A 22484-nucleotide genomic window follows, 5' to 3' on the forward strand; every position below is an offset into this window, starting at 1 on the left:
TTTGTCGCTTAGCTAGCAATTTTTACAGTCGTAATTACCTGCAGCCGGAATCCAGACCGCGTGTTCCACCGGGCCGTATTGTTCAAGGGTTCCGGCCAGCAGCAAGCCTTCGCGGGTTTTGTCCGGCTTGATACCATCTCCCCAGACCAGAACCACGGCCAAGTCGCCGTCGAAGAGTCCATGACGCATCATGAATGCTTCTGCACCGCTCGGGGATTCATTTATTTTGTTCACCTCTCCGGTCACTGCGCTTACAGCCTCATCAAGTACTGAAGCTGAAGACCTGACTCTGATGAATTCGATCCATTTCATTTGCTGCTCCTCTGTTCTTCTGCTTAACAAGAAGCGGGCCAAAAATTATTGCTCTGAAATTAAAGGGTTTATTGTGTGATCGAAGTCTATTGAGGTGATATGTTGCGCATTGCGACGCAGTATATTACGCTGGCGCAATATGTTGCGTCGAATTAAGAGGTGAAATATGGCGTCCAAGCAAAATGATTTTTTCAAGGAAGTGACCCTGCGTATCTGCGGCAGTCTGGATATTGATCAGGCTCTGGCCCAGACCTTTGAATATATGAAGCGGTTTATCCCCATGAGCGGGGCCGCACTGGTCTATCATGCCCCGGACGAACAGGATATGTTCAACGTGACCAGCTTTACCGGGAACTGGGGAGAGCTTTTCGGGGACGGTTTTTCTGCGGAATTGCAGCAGGAAGAAGAATACCTGCGTTATCTGGAAGAAAATCCCATTGAGGAAAAAGGGGTTTTCGTGCTCAACCGTTTTGACCTCATGCCCAAAATTTTCTTCCGCTACTATCCGAAACTGGAAGAGTATTCCATGATCGGCATGTATCTGACCATTCGCGGAGAAGTGGTCGGTAAACTCATGGGAGTGGACCGGGGCCGTGATATTTATTCGCCAGAACATGTGGCCCTGCTGGAAAGTGTCTGCGAGCCGCTGGCCCTTGCCATGAGTAATGCCCGCCGTTTCGGGGAGCTGAAGCGCATGCGTGACCTGCTGGCCGATGATAACCGAGCGTTGTCTGCGGACCTTAAGCGTTCCATGGGTATGGAGGTCGTAGGGGCTGATTTCGGGTTGCGCGAAGTCATGGAGCAGGTCCGGCGTATCGGTCCGGCCAATAGTCCGGCCCTGTTGCTGGGTGAGACCGGGACCGGAAAGGAAGTCATTGCCAATGCCATCCACATGGCCTCACCGCGCCAGAAGGGGCCGCTGATTACCATGCAGTGCGGAGCCATCCCCGACACTTTGCTTGATAGCGAACTTTTCGGGCACGAGAAGGGCGCTTTTACCGGAGCCGCAGAAACCAAGCGCGGGCGCTTTGAGCGAGCTGACAGCGGGACCCTTTTTCTGGATGAGATCGGAGAACTAAGCCCGGAAGCGCAGGTAAAACTCTTGCGCGTGTTACAGGAAAAGAAGTTTGAGCGGGTCGGCGGTAGCAAGACCCTTGAGGTGGATGTGCGGGTCATTGCGGCCACTCACCGTGATCTTGAAGCCATGGTCCGCGAAGGAAAATTTCGAGAGGACCTTTGGTATCGTTTGAATGTGCTGCCCATTCGGATTCCGCCCTTGCGCTTGCGCCGGGAGGATGTTCCTTCATTGGTGCAGTATTTTATTGAACGTAAAGCCCGTGAAATGAATCTGACCCGTGTTCCGGGGGTGGACCCTCATGATCTGGACATGTTAAAAGCATACCATTGGCCGGGAAATGTGCGCGAGCTTCAGAATATTGTGGAGCGGGCCTTGATTCTTTCACAGGGGGACAAGCTTGTTTTTCCGGAACTTGCCAGCCCGTTGCGTCCAAAGCACGATGTTGAATCCGTAATGGTTGGCGAGTCTGTGCTGACCATGGATCAGGCTGTAGAGCATCATATCCGGGCAGTGCTTAAAAAGGTAGACGGACAGGTGGCTGGCCGTGGCGGTGCTGCGGAGCTTCTGCACATGAATCCCAGTACATTGCGCTTCAGGATGAAGAAGCTGGGCATTGCTAACCAAGTAGGCAATTAAAATTGATCAAGCTATGAAGATGGAAGTTGCAAATATGAAGACAAATATTTTTAACAGGCTGGTTGTTCTTTCTCTCACGCTGGCCTTGCTGGCAGGTTGCGGTTTGAAACGTAATCCCATTCCGGTGGAAATGCAGGGGCAGGCCAGTCTGCCCGGTTATGATCAGGTCCGGTTTTTCGGGGATACCACGCCCAGGCACATGGACAAGGTCATGAAACAATGGGCCGAGATGAGCAGGTTGAACAAACTCCCTGATGAAATCAGCTTTCTATCCCTTTCCGGCGGCGGTGCTGACGGTGCTTTCGGGGCCGGATTCCTTTGCGGCTGGACAGAGCGGGGCGATCGTCCAACCTTTGGACTGGTTACCGGGATCAGTACCGGGGCGTTAATTGCTCCTTTTGCCTTCATGGGGCCGGATTACGATCCTTTCATTGAGATGTTTTACACGACTTTTGAAACCAGTGATCTTGTGCTGCAGCGTTCCTATGTTTCGGCTATTTCCGGGGATTCAGTGTACAGCACGGAGCCTCTTAAGGAAGCCCTGAAAAAGTTTGTTAACCATGATTTTATTGCCAAGATTGCCGTTGAACACCGCAAAGGGCGCAGGCTTTTAATCGGCACTACCAACCTCGATGCCATGCGTCCGGTTTACTGGGATATCGGGGCCTTGGCCCAGTACGGTACCCCGGAAGCAGACCAGCTCATCCGTGATGTGATCCTTGCCTCGGCCTCTGTTCCGGTGGCCTTCCCTCCGGTTTATTTCAAGGTCAAGGCCGGGGATAAAATTTACGATGAAATGCATGTGGACGGCGGGGTCAGCAATCAGGTCTTTTCCTATCCTCCGTCAATTCGTCTTGCCGAGGAATTGGAAAAGATCGGCGAAAAAAGGAAAATTGTCCTCTACATTATCCGCAATGATGCTCTTGTTACCGAAGGAGTTCAGGTGGAGCCTTATATCGGTGGCATTGCCGCCCGCTCTCTTGCCGGATTGATTCGCAATCAGGGTATCGGTGACCTTTACCGCATGTATTCCACTGCCGAGCGTGACGGTGTTGATTTCAAGCTGACTTTCATTCCTCCGGATTACAATGAAGAGTCTGATGAGCTGTTCAGCCCGGTCTACATGAGCAAGCTTTTCGTGCTTGGTCACAGCATGGCTAAGGCTCCTAAGCCGTGGCATTCTGCCCCTCCTTCAACCATGGCCCGCAAGGGGCCGGATGCTGTTCCTGCAGAAGTGATCATCAAATGATGTGGATTAATAGGTGAAAATTATCTATATCGGACTCAATTCCTATTGAATACAGATTAAGAATCTCGGCCGGAAGGTTGTATAGCGGAGCAGGATGAATGAGTAAGGTTGATGTGATTATCAGTGTGTGCGGCAAGCCCTTGCAGACTTGTCTGGCTCTGCTTTCACTTGAGCGGGCCAGCGGGCAGCATATAGATAAAATTTATTTTATTGAGGAAAACACCCAGACCAAGGGCATTGATGCGGGGTGTCACCAGTATGTGCTGGATGCACTGGCCCACAAAATCGAATACTACATGCCCAAGTATTGGAACTACTGCTTTCCCATTGAATGGGACCGCATTGATGATGAAGAGTACCGCCATTCCGTTCGCTATCAGTACGGTTGGGAAAAGAGCGATAAGGATTATGTGCTCATCATCCATAATGACGCCATCTTCAGGAAAGACATCATCGGGGCCATGGTCGAGGGCATCGGGGATTACGTTGCTGCCGGACACATTGGGCAGTGCTGGTATTGTCCCGCTGCATTTTCCGGAAAATGTTCTCCGGATACCTATATGGATTACCGCCCGGATTTCCGGGAACTGGTTGACCTCTACCGCAGTGCACAGCCGCCGGAAGGCAAGCAGGTCCGGGCTTACCACCTGCCGCGCATGCACGATATCTTTTTCAAGCAGCCTTGGCCTCTGCCGGAATGCAGGGTCAATGAATGGTGCTGCCTCGTAAACATGAAGATCGCCCGCAAAATGACCATGCCCATCGGCAAGGCTACCCCATTCGGGGCCTTTATCAATGTGGGCAAGCAGATTCTGGATGTGGGTTGCCAATGGTTCCGGGAAATGCACCTACGCAACAAGACCTGTCTTAATTTCGACATCTATAAGTACATGTATCACGATGTGCCGCCCACCGGGCAGCCGACCCTTATCGATAAAGACAAGTATAAGACTAAGGAAGAAATCGCCCTTGATGTTCTCAGGGCGGAGTTTGATTATCCGGAATAAGGTTGGAAGTTTATCGAAAGATTGAATCCCCGCAATGCTCAGGAGCGTTGCGGGGATTTTTTTATGTCAGGTAGGTCGCCCACAAATATGAAAGGGGCATGACCAGAATCAGGGCCGGGATCATGTTAGCCACAGGAAACTGCTTGATGCCGCAGATGCGAAATCCTGTAGCGAGCATGATCAATCCTCCGCAGGAAGAGAAATCAGCCAGCATATCCGGGGTGGTCAGGGGCAGGATCATGGATGCTCCCAGAAAGAGCAAGCCTTGAACCAGAAATTGCGGGAAGACCAGAATACCTACGGTGAAGCCCATGGTGGAGGCAAAGATGGGGGCGGTAAACAGATCGAGGATTGATTTTACAATGAGCAGAGTCGGGTCTCCGGTCATTCCTTCTGTCATGGAACCGTAAATTCCGGTGCCGCTCATGCAGAAGAGGACCAGCAGAGCAACGAATTTATCCAGAAATTCTTCCTGATCCATATCTCCGCTGGGCCGGGTCAGTTTTTCGATTGCAACACGGGCTTTAGCTGCACAGTTCTGGATGAGATTCTCCAACTGTATGATTTCACCCAGCAATGATCCCAGCACAAGGGCCAGCATAACCGGGGCGAGAAGTTTTACTTTGACAATCATGGCGACGCCGAGGCCCATGGAGGCACATCCGAAGACCATGGGCATGCGGGTACGGATATTTACATTCAGTTTCGGGCCGATCATGGCTCCGGCAACACTGCCGGCAAGCAGTGCAGTGCCGTTGATAAATGGTCCTATCATATAGAATTCCTTTATTGATTGGGGCACGACAACCAATGAAACTGTCATACCTGTCAGGGGGGTGAATTGTTTGAGAAGTGAAAAATGAGGGACTTAGGAAGTAAATCCGAATTCAGCTTTTGATTTAGTGTAGAAGATACGAAGGCATTTGGATTTCAGGTGGGATAGCAGTTTTTCGCATTCGTCTTCAGTCAGGGCCATAGTCACGAGTTGCGGTTTGTCATCAAAATCAAAATAGTTGTCTGAGTGGAAGCGTCCGTCATGCCCAAAGCCTTCTTTGCCGCTGAATAAAGTAGCTCCGCGTACGCCAATTTTGTGGGCTTCTTCCACAAGCCAGTCAGCCAGTGGAATACCATCCTGTTCGCGGTTTTGCTGGGTAAAGAAAGTTATCAGATATCCTTGCATCGTATTGTCCTGTTCGTTTTGAGTGTGTTTCAACGGGATTTATTACGGAACCCGGATGCGAACAATGATGCAGGTCACTGAGGAGATTAAAATTTAAATGATAAAAAAAGGGCTGGAGGCTGTTTCATCCAATTGTTCTTTGTTCAGGACGGTGATGCTGCCGCGTCCTTTGGAGACAATTCCACTATCCTGCAGTCTGGATATTACCCGGGCCGCACTTTCCCTCGAAGTTCCGACCATTTCGGCAAGATCACTATTGGTGAGGGGAAGTTCAGATCCTATGCGGGTGGATAACATGCTTAATACGTTGAGAATGCGGGTCTCAACGCTTTCGTCGATCAGGTCAATGATGCGGGTATAAGCACCGTCAAGCAGTTCGCCCATGGTGCCCAATATGCCCATGGCAACGGGGGGATTGTTTTCAACCCAAAATCTGAACTCATGGCATGGTATTGTGATAATAGACGAATCTTCCACAACACGGGCACTGAAAAGTCTTGGCCCGGATTTAAAGCAGGTGATTCCGTTCAGGGTGATTCCCCGGGTGGCGACAAGGTAAGTGAAGGATTTTCCTGACGGGGATTCTTTGGAAAGGATGACTTTCCCGTTTTCTACAAGACAGAAGTTATCCGACTTATCCCCGGCTTTGAAAATGAATTCTCCTTTCTTGAACTGTTTTTGCCGAGCCTTGGCGGACAACTCTTTCAAAGCTGAAGTTTCAGCTTTATTGAGGTTGGGGTCTGCCTGCAGGGCTTCAATCATTTGTGCTATATCTTGTTCGGTTGCGGACATATTTAAGCTATTAAATTTGTAGGTGGGATTGGTTTAATCTCGCATAAGCCAACCTCATACGGTCTGAAAGGTCAATCTCTTTCAAGAGGATTGTATTTATGGAAAATGTTGACTGTGAGGTTGCCGTGGCGTTAGTTCTTTCCCGTTATGTTTTTCTTTGATCATAGGGCATTTTTTATGCTTAAGGGCAACGCGTTGCCGGAAATAAATCATAAACTTTAATTATTATTGAGTAGTAAAGATGGAAAGTTCACTTGATTTTTCAGCTGTTATTTTTGATTTGGATGGAACCCTCCTTGATACATTGAGCGATATTGCTGCGGCAGGAAACTCCGCCTTGGAACGTATGGGCTATCCTACCCATCCGGTAGATGCATATCGCAAGTTTGTGGGTGACGGTGCTAAGAAGCTGGCATGGCGGGTGCTGCCTGAAGACAAGCAGAATCAGGAAGATTATGATAATTTTGTACCGGTCCTGCTCAAGGAATTTGAACAGGAGCTGAATAAGCACGTCCGTCCTTATGCCGGAATTCCCGAGGTGCTTGCGGATTTCATTGCCGCCGGGAAGAAGGTCGCCATTCTTTCCAATAAGCCCCATGAGCATGCTGTTGAATCAGTAGCAAAGTTTCTGCCGGGAATAGAGTTTTTCGCTGTTTACGGCGGACGCAAGGATGTTCCTCTTAAACCTGAACCTGACGCAGCCCTTGAGCTTGCTGAGAAAATGGGTGTTTCCCCGCAGCAGACCCTATTCATTGGCGACACTGATGTGGATGTTAAAACCGGAGTCAATGCAGGGATGATTGCTGTGGGAGCCAGTTGGGGCTTCCGCGGGGAAAGTGAGCTTGTAAAGGCCGGGGCGAATATTGTGCTGGATACCCCTGCTGATTTAGTGTCCCTGCTTTAATTTTTAAAATATATGGACTCCGAAGGAGGTGCGGCTAATGCTGCGCCTCCTTTTTTTGTGTCTATTGGAAGTAAATTTGTATTTAAATTGCCCGCCATCTGTTATTGTTGTTCAACTAAAATGTGTTCTTTAGTTTTTTGCAACAATGAAGGGTAGGCTATGAAAGTTTTTGTCGGTGATTTGAAAGTCGGAATGCGTCTGGCTGAAGATGTTAAGGGGGCTAACGGTCGTTTCCTGCTGGCTGCTGATACCGTACTTGAAGAGCAGCACCTGCGAATTTTCAATATCTGGGGCGTTAGTGAAGTGAAGATATTCGGCAGAAACGGAGCCGGTGATGCTGATGTTTCTGATCCTCAGCTACAGGCCTTGGCTGAAGAGTATGTGGATGGCGTTTTTGCTTACGCAGATATGAATGTGGCCCCCATGGATATTTTGAAGGAGGCCAGCATTAAGTATTTTGCGGGGGAGCTGGAAAAGAACATTACGTTGCCCCAGACCATGATTTCCATGGGCAGTAATCTCGATATCCCTGAGGCCCCTCTCTTTGCAAGTGCTGACCTGTTTCTAAATAGCGGTATCCGTTTGGCCTCTTTCCCGGACATTTATTACAAGATCATGGAAACTCTTAATGACCCCGGAGCCGGTTCAGAAAATCTTGCGGATATTATTTCCAAGGATTCCGGGCTGAGTGCAAAGTTGATCAGTCTGGTCAACAGTCCTTTGTATGGTTTTGACCTTCCGGTGGAATCCCTGAGCAGGGCGGTTTCATTGGTGGGAACGGATGGTGTCTGCCAACTGGCCTTGAGCGTTTCGGTCATGGAAACATTTAAAGGAGAGCATGACGTGGGTTTTTCCATGGCAGACTTCTGGAAGCACTCTCTGGCCTGCGCAGTGTTTTGCCGCATTTTAGCCCAACAGGTTCCCGGTGTTTCGCCTGAGAAATGTTTTGTTGTGGGCATGCTCCATGATATCGGGCAGTTAATTATGCTGCAGCAGTACCCGGATAAGATAGATCTGGCTCTTCAACTGCGTATGGCCCGCAACGTCAGCTATTGCGAAGCGGAGTCAATTGTCTTTGGGTTCGACCATTGTGAGCTTGCCGGAAGACTTTTTGAACTCTGGAATATTCCGTCCTCTATTACAGCCGGAGTAGTTGGCCATCATGGGGGGCGTTCAGGAGAGTTCTGTATTGAATCTGCCATATGTTCTGTCGCAGATTCAATGGCGGTCGCAATGCAATACGGAACAGACAGCTTCGGTCTTATCAACACTCCTTATCCCGGATCATGGGATATTCTTGGGCTTCCTGACGGCGCGGTTGTAACTACCTTATTGAAGGCCAGACGCCAGATTGCGGACATTCTTACCATATTTGGAGGTTAGGATGGACGAAAAGAAATTGATAAGATTTCAGCGGCAGCAGATTAAAGCCCTGCAGGAAGAAAAGGCTGCTGCAATGGAAGCTTTGGATCTGGCCCGGGAGCTTGGAACTATAACCTCACTTTCACCTCAACGGCCATCATTGGATAAATTGCTGCAGGATATCTGTGATCGCGCTAACAGGATGATTCCGTTCCAGTCCTGCGCGGTTTATCTTGTGGACAATGATACGCAGGATTTTGTGCAGCCCCGTTCCTGTCCGAATAGCGCAGCGGCAAGGCTGGAAGGTGAGGTCGGTTCACTTATTACCGACCAGTCTTTTGCTTATGCATTGCAGTCTGACGGTCCGGTGTTTTTTCTTGATTCTGCTGGGAGCAGCCACATACTCCTTCACTCCCTGATGACCCCGTTCAGGGTGCGAGGTATGTTTGTAGGGCTGATGCAGCAGGGCAAGGAAGAGATTTTAGATACAACTTTAAAACTGTTTTCAGTGTTCATGCTTTCTGCGGTCAATGCCCTTGAAAACTATGAAACTCGCGAAATTATGCGAAATCATAGTTTGGAACTTGAGCGTAAAGTCCGGCAACGTACTCAGGATCTTGTTGATGCTTATGATCGTTTAGACATCACTTTGAATGCCATGCAGGCCGGAGTCTTGGTGGTGGAAGCGGAAGGCCACAGGATTGTTGATGCAAATCCCAAGGCCCTGGAGATGATGGGCAGGGGCTGGGAGGAGGTTGTCGGGTCAGAGTGTTTTGATGTTATCTGTTCCGCTTGCAAAGGAGATTGCCCCATTGTTGATCGCGGCTTGGAAGAAATTAACGGAGAACATATCATTGAACGGAAGGACGGGGGACTTGTTCCGGTCCAGAAAACTGTAAGCAGAGTCATGATTGATGGTAAGTTGCATATGGTTGAAAATTTCATTGATATCAGTGAGCAGAAGAAGCTGGCTGACCTGAAGGAGCATGTTGACCGCATAATGAGGCATGACCTCAAGAGTCCATTGAACGGAATTATAAGTTTGCCTGATGTCCTGCTGTTGGAGGATGATGGACATCTAACTGAAAGTCAGCGTGAAATTCTGGGGTACATACAAGCGTCAGGGTACAAATTACTTAATATGATTAACCTTTCACTTGACCTTTATAAAATGGAAACCGGTTCCTACGAGTACTTCCCAGCAGTTGTGGATGTCTATGGCGTTGCTCGTTCTGTATTGAAGGATCTTTTTGAGCTAATTAATTACAAAAAAATCGTAATTAGGGAGCGGTTTGAGGGAGAGGAAGTTGATAAAGATTTTTCATTTGAAATCCGCAGTGATGAATTCCTGACCTATTCGCTTTTATCCAATATCTTGAAGAATGCCGTGGAGGCATCCCCTGTTGGCGAGACCATCACTTTGGATACCAAGGAGATTGCCGGAAACATTCTGATATTGATTCATAATATGGGAGCAGTTCCTGATAGCATCCGGGACACTTTTTTTGAGAAATACGTTACGGCCGATAAGTCAGACGGAACAGGGCTGGGGACTTATTCCGCAAAACTTATTACCGAAACCATGGGAGGAAGTATTTCTTTTGAAAGTTCAAGTGAGGAAGGAACCACAATCATGGTCGAACTTCCGGGGATGAATGTTTAAGACATATTTGTTTTTCAGTGGTTTGAAAAAGAAATAGTGCTGTGTTAATTTTTATTGGTCTATTTCTCTTAATCCAAGTTCGAGAGGTGGTATGATGAAGTTTCTGGTTGCTGAAGATGATTTTGCCTCAAGAAATTTTTTACAGCTTTTTCTCAAGAAGTTCGGCGAGGTTGATGTGGCTGTGAATGGGGCTGAGGCACTGGATGTCTACAAGTTCGCTCTGGAGGAAGGTGAACCGTACCAGTATGTTTTCATGGATATTATGATGCCGGAGAAGGATGGACTGGATGCAGCTAGGGAAATCAGGGAAATAGAACGTGAGTTCAAGGTCGTCCCGGCTAAGGAGTCTTCAATCATAATGGTGACGTCTCTTTCCGATGTGAAAACTGTTTTTGAAGCTTACAATAAAAGTGAAGCCACGGATTATATAGTGAAGCCACTGACCGCTGAGGTCCTGACAACCAAACTGAAAGAATTGGGGATTCTCGATGATGAGTGATCAATTTGAACAGGAGTTGTTTCTGGGCGAATTTGTGAATGAGTGCCGGGAAGCAACTGATTTGGCGGTACAGGATATTCTTAATTACGAAGAAACTCGTAATCAGGATTCAATCGACCGTATTTTCAGGGTGTTGCACAGTATTAAAGGCAATTTATCCATGATGGGATTTATGGATTTGGCCGAATTTGTGCACAAGGTGGAAGATGCTTGTTCGAATATCCGCTCTGGTGTGCTGGAGCCGGATAAAAAAGCCATTGATGTTCTGCTCAAAAGCTTTGACCTGATTGAGGATGCTTTTAAAAATATCCTGGCTGCTGGCGATGATAAGATTGATTATGACCGCGGGTATGCTTTGCTTAAAGATTATGATCCAGAACAAGTAGGGCTGAATTCAGAAGATGTTATTGCTAATCCGTTGCCCAGAGTTAAACCAGAAGAGATTCTGAATAAAATCAAGGTCCGTCACAACCCTATAGCTTTGGTTGTGGATGATGATTTTGCCAGCCGCAAGGTTCTTAACCATTATCTTTCTAAATATATGGACTGCTATGTAGCCAAGGATGGAGTTGAGGCTATTCAGGCGTTTACTGAAAGCCTGTATGGTAACAGTCCCCGTTTTGACCTGATTGCGCTGGATATTATGATGCCCAATATTGATGGTTTGCAGGCTTGCAAGGCCATCCGTCAGATGGAGCGCAGCAAGAACCTGGATACCTTTGGAGCTGAAACAAAAATATTTATCGTAAGTAGCTTGAATGATGAAAAGACCATTCACAAGGCCGTTTATGAATGTCAGGCCGATACATACCTGATCAAACCGGTTAAGTTTGAGGATTTACAACGTCAACTGGTTCGTTTCAAATTGATTGATCATGAGGAAATCTAAAAGTATATAAATTAGAAATCCCGGATTGGAGTGTTCCAGTCCGGGATTCTTTTTTGTGTATAATTTTTGTCTCTAGACATACTTCTCATAATCAGTAACCAGCAAATGTATCGGCTTCTCGTCCTCATCCACTTTCGGGAAGCGGGGCAGGGGCTCGTGAAAGCGGTTGTCGATGTTATCATCATTGACCGCGCTGACCTCACCTACCATGACATCCCCGGTTCCGTCCTCGCAGTAGAAGCAATGATACATGCCCGGTTCAAGGCAGATGGATTCGCCCGGTTCGAGCACTATCTCACCACCCGGTTCAACGGTGCGCACAAAGCCGTCCACGCTTACTTCCAGCGGCTGGTCGGACATGGATTCATCTTCATTGGAACCGTAAAGTTTGATGACCAGATTCCCACCCGCACGGTTGATGATGTCTTCACGCTTGGACCAGTGGAAATGCATGGGACAGAGCTGTCCTTCACGCAGGATCATGATTTTTTCAGCGTAAGGTTTGGGGTCCCCAGTCTGGAGGTTGCCGTTGCGGATGGTGAACAGGATCAGTCCCAGCTTGGCGAAATCTCCTTTGCCGTAATCGGTCAGGTCCCAGCCGAGCATGTTGCGCACAACTTCGCTGTCGCCTTTACCCTTCCAGTCTTCCGGTCCCCAGAAGGCCCATTTGGGCAGGTTGAAACGGTGTCCGGCGTAGAACTCCTTGGCCTTGGTGATGAGTGCGTTGATCTCACTTCTTTTCATGATGATATCCTGTATTGAAAAATTATTTTATTAACTTAAGTTCGGCCGGGATTGCAGGCATGGCCCCTTTGCAGGAACAGACATGGGCCGCCAGCCTGTTGGCGTGATCGCTGATATATTCAAGGGAATGCCCGAGCAGAAGCCCGATAGCCACCGAGGCGGTAAATGAATCTCCCGCGCCAATGGTATCTGAAATTTCTTTCACTTCAATACCTGGATGGTCAACTTCACCATCTTTAGTAATAATCAGGCTGCCCTTGTCTCCACGGGTCAGCACTGAGCATTTCAGCTCAAACCCGACATGCAGTTTCTGGAGCATCTCCCGTTCGCTGCCCTTGAGCCCGAACATGGGTGCGATGACTTTGATTTCATCATCGTTCAGTTTGAGCACGTCTGCCCGTTGCAGCGAATCAGCTATGATTTCCTTGTTGTAAAAATTCTGGCGCAGATTCATGTCATAGACTTTCAGTGCCTGCGGGGCGGCATCAAGAAAGGTCTGGATCGCTTTACGGGATTGCTCGCTGCGCTGGGCAAGGGTGCCGAAGCAGACTGCATCCACCTGTGCGGCAAAGCCCATGGCAGTATCATTCAACTGCAAATGATCCCAGGCAATGTCGTCGGGGAAATGGTAGGTTGCCACGCCTTGGTCATCCAGACGGGCTTCCACGTATCCGGTTGCATGCTCCCGGTCAATACTCACTCCCGAGAGGCAGAGTTCGCGGTTCATAAGTTCGCTGGTGGCGCGGCGTCCGCGATCATCATCTCCGAGAGTGGAGATGGCTGCGCCGTCCGCACCCAAACGTCCCGCATGGTATGCAAAGTTGACCGGAGCACCGCCGATTTCCTCTGAATCAGCCAGTACGTCAAATAATATTTCGCCAAGTCCGGCGATGAAGAGTTGTTTCATTTTTTTATTCCTTAACTGATCCGGCAAGTAATCCTCGGATGAAGTAGCGTCCTAAGAAAATATAAATCATGAGCACCGGGAAAGCCGCCATGATTGATCCGGCCATGGGCAGGTTCCAACTTACGGCCTGTCCGCCTGCCAGTTGAGCAAGTCCCACGGTGATGGGGTTGTCTTCGTGGCGGGTCAGACAGATACCCCAGAGGAATTCGTTCCAGATCTGGGTTACCTGCCAGAGACTGGTGACCACAAAACCGGGGATGGACAGCGGGAAGACGATCTTGGTGTAAATGGAAAAGAATCCGGCTCCGTCAAGCCTTGCGGATTCCACCAGCGCGGTGGGAATCTGGGCGTAGAAGTTACGGAAAATGAGTGAGGTGATCGGCAGCCCGTAAACTACGTGTGCAAGGATTAGCCCCGGCAGTCCGCCGTACAGGTTCATGGCCCGTAGGGTCTGGAAGAGCGGGATCAGGATAACCTGATAGGGGATGAACATACCGAACAGGAACAGGGTGAAAATCAGCTCGCTGCCCTTGAATTTCCATTTGGAAAAAACATAACCGTTCAAGGAACCGAGTACAGTGGAAAGCGCGGTGGCACAAACGGTCAGGATCAGGGAGCTGGCAATGTTGGACTTGAGCAGTCCGAATGCTTCCGGGAAGCTGGCCCAGTTAAGTTTATCGGGCCATTCCCACGCTGTGGGCAGGCTGATGTTTGCCGGGTCTTTGAGTGCGGTGACAATAGCCATGTAAGCCGGCATGAGGAAAAACAGGGCCAGCACAAAAAGTGAGCCGTAAAGCAGGATGGAGCCGGGGGTGATTCCGGTTTTTTGGGTTGTGGTACTCATGGTTTATCCCCTTCTCCTTTGCTTGTACTGGCTGACTACGTAGGGAACGATAAAAGTGCCTGCCACGAGGAATAGCACGATGGCGATGGCTGCGCCCCGGGCAAAGTCGTTGGCCCGGAAGGTGGTCATGTACATGTTCAGGGCCGGGTGCCCGGTCTGGGCGTTGTCCGGTCCGGTCATGGCGAAAATGATGTCGAACATCTTCAGTGAGATGTGCGAAAGGATGATCACTGCACTGATGGTGATCGGCTTGAGCATAGGAATGGCAACATAACGGTAGTAGTCGGTGCTGCTGGCCCCGTCGAGCATGGCGGCGTCACGCAGATCCTGTGAAATTCCGTTGAATCCGGCAAGGTAGAGGGCCATGGTGTACCCCGCATACTGCCAGACTGTGGCGATGATGATGCCCAGTGTAGCGAGGTTGAAACCGTGCATTTCTTCCATGAACAGGGCTTGGGGAAGCAGGGACCCGCCCAGCCATGCAAATGCTCCGATAACCACGCCGGGACCGAGCCAGCGTTTGACTGCCTTTTGCGGATTGCCTTTAAGCAGGAACAACCCGATCAATATCAGGATGAAGGCCGCAACGTAGAGCAGGATTTGAATTATGTTCTGCCAGTTGAATTCAAGAACAGCCTTGGTGGATGAGGTCCACTGGAAAGTGAGGGCATCAAAACCCAGATAGGTGGGCAGCACGTTGACCCCGCCCTGCGGTGCCAGCAGCCAGCGCCAGATGGTACCGGAAACGATGAAGGAAAGGGACATGGGGTAAAGGAAAATTGTGCGCAGAATATCCTCGCCCTTGGGCTTCTGGTCCAGCAGGATGGCGATAAACATGCCAAGGCCGATGGCTCCGGCCAGCAGCATTACAGAGTAGTATACTGCGTTGACAAGATCCTGCCTGAAACCGCCTGAGAGGAACCCGTTGAACAGGTCTGCGTAGTTATCCAGACCGATGAAATTTTTTTGCGGATCAAGGGCCAGTGCGCCTGTTCCGCCCCAGTCAGTCATGGAAATCCAGATGGTGTTGCCGATAAAACCGTAAACAAAAACGGCGACAAGGATGATTGATGGCAGAAGGGTTAAGAATGCCTTCAGCCTGTCCCGAGATGCTTCCCTCATATGCCGAACCCCTTTTGGGACCGCGCCGGGAAATCCCGGCGCGGTATTAATTACTTAATCCTGATAATTACTTGCCGATCTGGGCTTTGTCAGCCAGCTGCTGGCTTGCCATGGCGGTAGCCTTTGCGTTTTTGGTCTTCAGGAACATTTCCATAACCTGTGCGAAACCGCCCATGAAGGTTTCGTTTGCTGCTGCACCGTGAATCAGGGAAGCGGCAACTGCGTCTTTGGCGAAGTCCTTCGCTGCGGACTGCAAGTATACGTTGTACTTGCTGAGGTCGGTGTCGGTACGGGCGGAGATGGAACCCTTGAGGGGGTTGAAGGTGTCACTGCCTTTTTTGGAGCCGAGCAGTTTCAGCCATGCGATTGCGTTGTCGCGGTTGGGTGCGCCCTTGGGCAGGCCGAAGGAGTCGGCGAGGAAGATGAATACACCTTCGGTTTCAGGGGATGCGATCCATGCGAAATCCTTACCGGGAACCATTTTCTTGGTAGTGGACATGTAACCTGCTGCCCAGTCACCCATGATGTTGAATGCTGCGCGACCGTCGATAACCATGTCGGTAGCCTGCTGCCAGGAAAGGGAAGCAGCATCTTTGTTGGTGTAGGGCAGGATTTTGCCGAAGAGTTCCCAAGCCTTGATCATTTCAGGGCTGTTGAACTTCAACTTACCGGACCAGAGGTCATTCCATTTGTCAGCACCGATGGATGCGATAACAACGGATTCCCAAAGGTGGGTTGCGGTCCAGTTCTGGCCCATGGCAAGGGGGATGATGCCTTCTTTCTGGAGCTTGGGAGCGATTTTCAGGAAATCATTCCAGTTTTTAGGTGCTTCCACGCCCCATTTTTTTAAGTTGGCGGGGATGTACCACATTACGTTGGAGCGGTGGATGTTCACCGGAACGGACCAGATACCCTTATCGGTACCGATCAGTTTGACCAGACCTTCAGGGAAAACGTCCATCCAGCCTTCTTCTTTGAACAGGAAGGTCAGGTCTTCCATACGGTCGGACTTAACCCAGGTACCGATCAGTTCCTGACCGGCGTGAACCTGAAAGCTGTCCGGCGGCTCACCACCGAGCATACGGGTTTTCAGAACGGCCTTGGCGTTAACGCCGGAGCCGCCGGTAACAGTAGCATCGATGACATTTACATTGGGATGCTGGCCTTTGTAGAGACCGATCAGGGCCTGCAGGGCCGGACCCTCGTCACCTGCCCACCAAGAGAAAATTTCGAGGTCGCCATTGAGTTCCTTGGCCTGCGAGACCTGCGGAACTGCCAGCAGCACGACCGCTGCGAACACCAAGCAAAGTTTAATCAGGTACTGTTTCATGTTTCCTCCTAAATGTTAAAACAATCTACTTTATCCTTAAGCCTTTATAGTTCGTCGCTTTTAGGGATTCCGGCAGTAGGTGTTTCTCACTAAAACCCACTGTTGGCGCTGAATCTCTGCTAAAGCGTCTTCAACCTTTTCTAATAAAGCGCCTCTTTAGTTTCCGGATCAAATAAGACCATACGGTCGAATTCGAATCCGATGGGTACGGTTTCACCAGGATGGGCAATGACCCGACCTTCCACCTCGGCAATAAGTTCGTTTTCACCGTCAATTACGATTTCAAGCAATGAATGGGCACCGAGGATTTCGGAAACCACGACCTCGCCGCTGCACCACCAGTCCTTTTGAAGCCGCTCAATGTTGTCCCCCATTTTGATGGAGTCCGGGCGAAGTCCGGCCAATACCGGATCGCCGTCCTTGAGATTCGGTCCCTGATGGTCCTGTACCGGGAACTTGGTGCTGCCTTTGACCACATATCTTTTACCGTCAATGACTTTAATGATCCCTTCAAGGATGTTCATGGGCGGGTTGCCGATGAATTGGGCCACAAAGACGTTGTTGGGCCTTTCAAATACTTCCACAGGGGTTCCCACCTGCTGGATGTAGCCGTCCTTGAGGATGACAATGCGGTCGGCCAAAGTCATGGCTTCGATCTGGTCATGGGTGACGTAGATAGTGGTTGTCTTGAGCCGCATGTGCATTTTGCGCAGTTCCATGCGCATTTGGGTGCGCAGCTGGGCATCAAGGTTTGAGAGCGGTTCATCAAAAAGAAATACATCCGGGTTGCGGACCATGGCCCTGCCCATGGCAACTCGCTGGCGTTGTCCTCCGGAAAGTTCCGAAGGTTTGCGGTGCAGGTAGGGTTCCAGCTCGAGAATCTTGGCAACCTCACCCACGCGTTTTTCAGTTTCGTCCTTGGATCTTTTGTGCATCTTCAGCGAAAAGCCCATGTTTTCGGCAACGGTCATGTGCGGATAGAGGGCGTAGTTCTGGAAGACCATGGCTACGTTGCGGTCTTTGGGAGAAACATTGGTGACTACCCTTTCGCCGATGTGGATGTCTCCACCGCTGATGTCCTCAAGTCCGGCTACCATGCGCAGGAGGGTGGATTTGCCGCACCCGGAAGGGCCGACCAGAACGATGAATTCGTTGTCGTTTACGGAAAGGTCCACACCGTGGATAACCTCGACTGATCCATAACGTTTGATGACGTTTTTAAGCTCTACGTTTGCCATGCTTCATCTCGCCTTGTTCGTTTTAAATTCCCTAGGAAATCCTACGGAACCTGTACTCGGTTGAATGATTGTATTTTTCTCCGGGATTCAGGATCACGGAGGGAAATTCGGGTCGATTGACCGCATCCGGGTAACCCATGGGCTCGATGCAGAAGCCAGAGCGCGGTCCGTATTGCTGTCCGTTTTTGCCGGAACTTGCGGATTTCATTCCATCCGCAGTATAAAATTGCACCCCGCGCTGGTTGCAGCGTATCTCCATTTCCAGCCCGGATTCAGCTGATCGGGCAATGGCTGTTGTGTTCAGCTTTTCATCTATCTTGTTCAAAATTAAAAAGCGGTCTTGCGCAGTATCGCCCAGCTCTCTGAATTCGCTGAAATCAGCAGGAGTACCGGAAATATTCATGATTTCGCCGTCGGGTATGAGATCGTTGTCAGTTGATAGAGATTGTGCGGCGATAATTTTCAGTTCGTGGCTGTCGAGTTTTTGCCCGTCTCCGTTTAGGTTGAAGTAGGGGTGGCTGGTCATGTTCAGCGGGGTGGGATAGTCGCATTCCGCACGGTGGACGATGGAGAGAGCGGTGCCGCTTAAAGTAAAAGTAGTTTTAATGCGCACATTGCCGGGGTATCCGCCCATTCCGTCTTTGCAGTGCAGCTCAAGAGTAACTGAAGGAGACTCTGTTTCCTTAGTCAGTTCCAGAACTTCCCAGTTGCGGCGGTTGAAACCGTATTTACCGCCGTGAAGGTGGTTTTTGCCTTCGTTGCGGTCCAGTTGGTATTTTTGTCCGTCCAGCTCAAAAGCTGCATCTGAAATCCGTCCGGCAACCCGGCCTATGGTTGCGCCTATGTAATTCCCGTCAGCCATGTACTCTTCAAGGGAATCAAAACCGAGCACCACATCAATAAGCTTGTCTTCCGCCGGAATTTCCAGCCCCACTAGAGTCGCTCCGTAGGTGGAAATACGGGCTTTGCATCCGGCGCTGTTTTCCAGAGTGAAGAGCAATACATCCTCTCTATATGGAGTACGGCCCCATACCATGCTGCTTATGGGCATTACACACCTTCCTTATAGCTCGATCCGCGGATAAGCAGTTCGGTTTCAAGAGTGATGGTCTCGGGCCTGAAATTTTCTTTTTCCTTGAGCTGTTTGAGCAGCAGGGTGGCTGCGGTTTTGCCCATTTCAAAAGCCGGCTGGGCCACTGAACTCAGGGCCGGATCAATGAGCGCAGATTCCGGTGAACCGGAGAATCCGGCGAGGGCTACATCTTCGGGGATACGCCAGCCTTCTTCGCGGAAGCGGCAGAACGCGCCCACGGCAACCGGGTCGTTGATGCACAAAACAGCGTCCGGGGGATTTTCCATTTTCAGGTATTCCTCGGCTCCTGAACGTCCGTTACTGCCCCGGCAGCCCCCGATATTGATGTTCAGTTCCGGGTAAAAGGGGATGCTGTGGTTCTTGAGTGCTTGCAGATAGCCATTGAAACGGAGCCTGTTCATGGAAATGCCTTCACGTCCGGCAAGGAAGCCGATACGCTTGTAGCCCCGGTCAATGAGATGGGAGGTCATTTTGTATGCAGCCCGGAAGTCATCGATGACTACTTTTCCGGTATCAAGTTCATCCACCACCCGGTCAAACTGGACCAGCGGGATACCTTGGCGCATCAGGGCGCGCATATGATCACTACTGGTGGTTTCAAGGGAAATGGCCATGAGTACCCCGGCCACGCGGTTGGCTGCCAGAGCTTTGGTGGTCATGATTTCCCGTTGCAGGGTCTCGTTGGACTGGCAGACCATGATGATGTACCCGGCATTGTAAGCCACTTCCTCAATACCGCTGATGACCGTGGCAAAGAAATTGTGTCGGATTTCAGGTACGATAACCCCGATAACCTTGCTGCTTTGTTTCTTCAAGCTCTGGGCGATTGGGTTGGGCTGGTAGCCGTATTTTTCCGCCGCCGCCATGACCACTTCTTTGGTCTTGTCGCTGATGTCCGGGTGGTCATGCAGGGCACGGGAGACCGTGGATGCGGAAATTCCGAGCTTGCGGGCGAGGTCTTTGAGGGTCATGTGTCCCATATTATGGTTCCGTCCTTTTTTGGGGGATAGTCAGAAATTCATGGCCCGGTTGGCGGATGGCTAGCTCTATGACTGAATGTTCACCGAAAATATTTTTCATGGCCCGGCTGTATCTCTCAAAATCCGACTCATGAACATAGACTTGGATGGTCCCGGCAAATCCGCCGCCATGTACCCGGCCTACACCGTGGGAACCCAGAATCTGTTCGGTCAGGGTCAGAGCCAAAGGGATGGGCTGTCTTTTGGGAGTTGCTGGACTGTAGCAGTTTTGTAGCAAGTTGCTGGAGGAATGCCCAGATTCAGCAACAAGGCGCAGGAACTCAGTCATGTCTCCGTCATGCAGCGCCCTTTCCTGCTTAAGAGCCCGTTCATCTTCACCGAGAAAGTGGAGGAGCCGCAATACGGCGCGGTCTCCGGCGGCCTCGCGGATGTCGTCTATATTTTCCAGAATTCTGTTCAGGGTCAGTCCCTTGGCTTGCTTCTGTCCGCAACACTTTGCAGCCTGAAACATTTCTTCCGGGATGGCTGCGTAATCAGGGGTCAGGTCAGCGTGACTGCCTCCGGTATCAATTACGCAGAGTCGGTATCTGGTTCCGTAAAATCCATCAGCATAACTTTTGCTTTTAAAACCCGGATCAACTCGAGTTACCCCCGGATTGTCCGGATTGGTGAAATCTATGGACAGAATTCCTTCGTATGAGGAGGCCATCTGGTCCATGAATCCGCAGGGCTTATTGAAATGTATGTTCTCCGCCTGTTTGGCGACGCTTGCTATTTCCAGAGGCCCGACTTTGTTTTCATTGAAAAGGTAGCTGAAAATTCGACCTACCAGCACTTCGAAAGCAGCTGAGGAACTAAGCCCCGCCCCGGCAGGGATGGTGCTGTGCACACAACCGTTGAATCCGCCGATATTTAATCCTAGCTTGCGGAATCCTTCAGCCACACCACGCACAATGGCGGCGCTGGTTTCGTATTCATCTTCACGCGGCTCAGTGTCGGAAATATCTACTTTAATGGGGTTGTACCCTTCAGATATAATGGTCACCACATTGCTGTCAGCTTTGGAAAAAGCGGCCAGACAGTCCAGATTCACTGCTGCGGCCAACACATGACCGTGGTTGTGGTCCGTGTGGTTGCCGCCCATTTCGGTGCGGCCCGGGGCGCTGGCAAGACAGATTTTAGTGGGGCCGAAATTTTCAAGCATGCCGTGCAGAAGATTTCGCATGCGCTCCCGCGACTCCTCAATTCTGGCGCAGGAATGGATCAACCTGAATTGATCATCAAAACTGCCCTGTTCCAGATGTGCACGGTAGGCATCAATAGAATGCATGCTATTCTCCACGGTCCAGATAATGGGTTTCCGGAAGGTCGCGTAGTCGCTGGGCACTTTGTTCGGCAGTAATATCCCGCTGGGGCATGCCCAGCATTTCAAAACCGACCATGAATTTCTTCACTGTGGCTGAGCGCAGCAGGGGTGGGTAATAGTGTATGTGCCAATGCCAGTGCGTACCTTTATCCTCAATGGTGGGGCGCTGGTGGATGCCCATGGAGTAGGGGAAAGATGTTTCGAAAAGATTGTCGTAACGGATGCCCATGCGTACCAGTGCATCAGCAAGGTCGTCCCGCTGGGCCGGAGTCATGTCCGTGATTGCGCCCATGTGGGCCTTGGGCAGGAGTATGGCTTCAAAGGGCCAGACCGCCCAGAAGGGGACGAGAGCGACAAAGGAATCATTTTCGAAGATGATCCGTTCCTTGTTTTCAAGTTCCCGTTCCACGTAGCGGCAGAGTAAGCATTGTTTTTTTTCAGACAGATATTCCTGCTGGCGTTTGCCTTCAGCTTCGGGGATGACCGGGATGGAATTGGTGGCCCAGATCTGTCCGTGGGGGTGGGGGTTGGAACAGCCCATGATGTCGCCGCGGTTTTCAAATATCTGCACATAGCCGATATCTTTACGTTTACCTAAGTCATCATATTGGTCACACCACGCATCCACTACCTTGCGCACATTCGCAGGCTGCATGCGTGAAATGGTCAGGTCATGGCGGGGGGAGAAACAGACGACCCGGCAAATGCCGCTTTCCGGTTTAATTTTAAAAAGATTGTCCTCGTCGCAGAAGCCGTTCACAGATTCGTGAAGCAGGGCCGGAAAGTCGTTGTCGAAAATAAAAACGTCTTTGTAATCGGGATTGCTCGCACCCTGATTGCGGGTGTTGCCGGGGCAGAGGTAGCACTTGTCATCGTATCGGGGCAGGGTGTTGCGGGAAGGTTTTTCCTGTTTGCCCTGCCACGGGCGTTTGGTGCGGTGCGGGGAAACAAGCACCCATTCCCCGGTCAGGGGGTTGAACCTTTTATGCGGGTAATCCTGAAAATTATTACTCATTTTTGTTCTTTGCTCCGGGTTCTGCAAACGATTGTGCAAACGTAACCGCAAACGTTTTCGGAAATATTGCCCCATGCAACTTATCTTGTCAATAAACTGTAACGAGAAAGTCATTCTCTTGGTGTTTTGGTTTAAACCTGCTGAAGATATTTGATTATTTGAGCCTCGCTTTGATTGTATTGTAATGTCCTAATGTGCGGAAAATATTGCCTATTGAGATGCTATCTAAAGTTATATAAAGTTGACTTACAACCAACCCGGCCGGATTCTTTCC

The 22484-nt window shown here is 50.2% G+C and carries 22 protein-coding genes; 8 read left to right on the top strand and 14 right to left on the bottom strand.

The genetic code is table 11. From position 1 onward, the window contains the following. Nucleotides 1-12: 12 nt before the first annotated feature. Nucleotides 13-312 carry a hypothetical protein gene (locus ACO05Z_RS01675; RefSeq protein WP_421899839.1) on the bottom strand — a complete coding sequence of 100 codons (300 nt, stop codon included), beginning with the start codon at nucleotides 310-312 and terminating at the stop codon, nucleotides 13-15. Between the two features lie 166 nt (nucleotides 313-478). Here ACO05Z_RS01675 and ACO05Z_RS01680 point away from each other — a divergent pair, with 166 nt between their 5' ends. The 3 genes from ACO05Z_RS01680 (at nucleotide 479) to ACO05Z_RS01690 (ending at nucleotide 4282) form a co-directional block, all read left to right on the top strand. Next, nucleotides 479-2026 carry a sigma 54-interacting transcriptional regulator gene (locus ACO05Z_RS01680; RefSeq protein ID WP_421899842.1) on the top strand — a complete coding sequence of 516 codons (1548 nt, stop codon included), beginning with the start codon at nucleotides 479-481 and terminating at the stop codon, nucleotides 2024-2026. Nucleotides 2027-2060: 34 nt separating this feature from the next. Further along, the gene (locus ACO05Z_RS01685) at nucleotides 2061-3275 is read left to right on the top strand and encodes a patatin-like phospholipase family protein (protein ID WP_421899845.1); all 1215 of its coding nucleotides are present in this window, start codon (nucleotides 2061-2063) and stop codon (nucleotides 3273-3275) included. A gap of 98 nt (nucleotides 3276-3373) precedes the next feature. Then, nucleotides 3374-4282: a hypothetical protein gene (locus ACO05Z_RS01690; protein ID WP_421899847.1), complete on the top strand. Its 909-nt coding sequence runs from the start codon at nucleotides 3374-3376 to the stop codon at nucleotides 4280-4282. A gap of 61 nt (nucleotides 4283-4343) precedes the next feature. Here the strand turns inward: ACO05Z_RS01690 and ACO05Z_RS01695 are convergent, their stop codons facing one another. The 3 genes from ACO05Z_RS01695 to ACO05Z_RS01705 form a co-directional block, all read right to left on the bottom strand. Further along, nucleotides 4344-5057, bottom strand: coding sequence for a DUF554 domain-containing protein (locus tag ACO05Z_RS01695; protein ID WP_421899849.1), 714 nt, complete (start codon nucleotides 5055-5057; stop codon nucleotides 4344-4346). A 93-nt stretch (nucleotides 5058-5150) separates the two neighbouring features. Further along, complete coding sequence (locus ACO05Z_RS01700) at nucleotides 5151-5462, bottom strand: DUF190 domain-containing protein (protein ID WP_421899851.1); 312 nt, start codon at nucleotides 5460-5462, stop codon at nucleotides 5151-5153. Between the two features lie 93 nt (nucleotides 5463-5555). Further along, complete coding sequence (locus ACO05Z_RS01705) at nucleotides 5556-6224, bottom strand: Crp/Fnr family transcriptional regulator (RefSeq protein WP_421899853.1); 669 nt, start codon at nucleotides 6222-6224, stop codon at nucleotides 5556-5558. A gap of 271 nt (nucleotides 6225-6495) precedes the next feature. Here ACO05Z_RS01705 and ACO05Z_RS01710 point away from each other — a divergent pair, with 271 nt between their 5' ends. From ACO05Z_RS01710 to ACO05Z_RS01730, 5 genes are all read left to right on the top strand, one after another. Continuing rightward, nucleotides 6496-7158, top strand: a complete 663-nt coding sequence (locus tag ACO05Z_RS01710; RefSeq protein ID WP_421899855.1) for an HAD family hydrolase — start codon at nucleotides 6496-6498, stop codon at nucleotides 7156-7158. 159 nt (nucleotides 7159-7317) lie between these two features. Beyond that, on the top strand, nucleotides 7318-8541 hold the full coding sequence (locus ACO05Z_RS01715) for an HDOD domain-containing protein (protein WP_421899858.1): 1224 nt from the start codon (nucleotides 7318-7320) through the stop codon (nucleotides 8539-8541). A 1-nt stretch (nucleotide 8542) separates the two neighbouring features. Further along, nucleotides 8543-10183, top strand: coding sequence for a GAF domain-containing protein (locus ACO05Z_RS01720; protein WP_421899860.1), 1641 nt, complete (start codon nucleotides 8543-8545; stop codon nucleotides 10181-10183). Nucleotides 10184-10274: 91 nt separating this feature from the next. Then, on the top strand, nucleotides 10275-10682 hold the full coding sequence (locus tag ACO05Z_RS01725; RefSeq protein ID WP_421899862.1) for a response regulator: 408 nt from the start codon (nucleotides 10275-10277) through the stop codon (nucleotides 10680-10682). Then, nucleotides 10675-11571 carry a response regulator gene (locus tag ACO05Z_RS01730; protein WP_421899864.1) on the top strand — a complete coding sequence of 299 codons (897 nt, stop codon included), beginning with the start codon at nucleotides 10675-10677 and terminating at the stop codon, nucleotides 11569-11571. Before ACO05Z_RS01725 ends, ACO05Z_RS01730 begins: the two co-directional genes overlap by 8 nt. Nucleotides 11572-11643: 72 nt before the next feature. On the opposite strand, the gene ACO05Z_RS01735 is transcribed toward ACO05Z_RS01730, so the two are convergent. The 10 genes from ACO05Z_RS01735 to ACO05Z_RS01780 all read right to left on the bottom strand — a co-directional run bounded on the left by ACO05Z_RS01735 (nucleotide 11644) and on the right by ACO05Z_RS01780 (nucleotide 22210). Next, a complete protein-coding gene (locus tag ACO05Z_RS01735) occupies nucleotides 11644-12315 on the bottom strand; it encodes a D-lyxose/D-mannose family sugar isomerase (RefSeq protein WP_421899866.1) in 672 nt (223 codons plus the stop codon). Nucleotides 12316-12337: 22 nt separating this feature from the next. Continuing rightward, a complete protein-coding gene (locus tag ACO05Z_RS01740) occupies nucleotides 12338-13222 on the bottom strand; it encodes a PfkB family carbohydrate kinase (RefSeq protein ID WP_421899868.1) in 885 nt (294 codons plus the stop codon). A gap of 4 nt (nucleotides 13223-13226) precedes the next feature. Then, on the bottom strand, nucleotides 13227-14066 hold the full coding sequence (locus tag ACO05Z_RS01745) for a carbohydrate ABC transporter permease (protein ID WP_421899871.1): 840 nt from the start codon (nucleotides 14064-14066) through the stop codon (nucleotides 13227-13229). Nucleotides 14067-14069: 3 nt separating this feature from the next. Beyond that, nucleotides 14070-15188, bottom strand: coding sequence for a carbohydrate ABC transporter permease (locus ACO05Z_RS01750; protein ID WP_421899873.1), 1119 nt, complete (start codon nucleotides 15186-15188; stop codon nucleotides 14070-14072). A 67-nt stretch (nucleotides 15189-15255) separates the two neighbouring features. Then, the gene (locus ACO05Z_RS01755) at nucleotides 15256-16518 is read right to left on the bottom strand and encodes an ABC transporter substrate-binding protein (protein ID WP_421899876.1); all 1263 of its coding nucleotides are present in this window, start codon (nucleotides 16516-16518) and stop codon (nucleotides 15256-15258) included. A 140-nt stretch (nucleotides 16519-16658) separates the two neighbouring features. Further along, nucleotides 16659-17756 (bottom strand): ABC transporter ATP-binding protein, encoded by a 1098-nt coding sequence (locus ACO05Z_RS01760; protein ID WP_421899879.1) that lies wholly within the window; start codon nucleotides 17754-17756, stop codon nucleotides 16659-16661. Nucleotides 17757-17787: 31 nt separating this feature from the next. Then, nucleotides 17788-18807, bottom strand: coding sequence for an aldose epimerase family protein (locus ACO05Z_RS01765; protein WP_421899882.1), 1020 nt, complete (start codon nucleotides 18805-18807; stop codon nucleotides 17788-17790). Further along, nucleotides 18807-19829: a LacI family DNA-binding transcriptional regulator gene (locus ACO05Z_RS01770; protein ID WP_421899885.1), complete on the bottom strand. Its 1023-nt coding sequence runs from the start codon at nucleotides 19827-19829 to the stop codon at nucleotides 18807-18809. Before ACO05Z_RS01770 ends, ACO05Z_RS01765 begins: the two co-directional genes overlap by 1 nt. A gap of 1 nt (nucleotide 19830) precedes the next feature. Next, the gene (locus ACO05Z_RS01775) at nucleotides 19831-21159 is read right to left on the bottom strand and encodes a galactokinase (protein ID WP_421899888.1); all 1329 of its coding nucleotides are present in this window, start codon (nucleotides 21157-21159) and stop codon (nucleotides 19831-19833) included. Nucleotide 21160: 1 nt separating this feature from the next. Further along, complete coding sequence (locus tag ACO05Z_RS01780; RefSeq protein ID WP_421899891.1) at nucleotides 21161-22210, bottom strand: UDP-glucose--hexose-1-phosphate uridylyltransferase; 1050 nt, start codon at nucleotides 22208-22210, stop codon at nucleotides 21161-21163. Nucleotides 22211-22484 lie beyond the last annotated feature (274 nt).

It is taken from the genome of Maridesulfovibrio sp., from assembly GCF_965230075.1.
Classification (GTDB): Bacteria; Desulfobacterota; Desulfovibrionia; order Desulfovibrionales; family Desulfovibrionaceae; genus Maridesulfovibrio.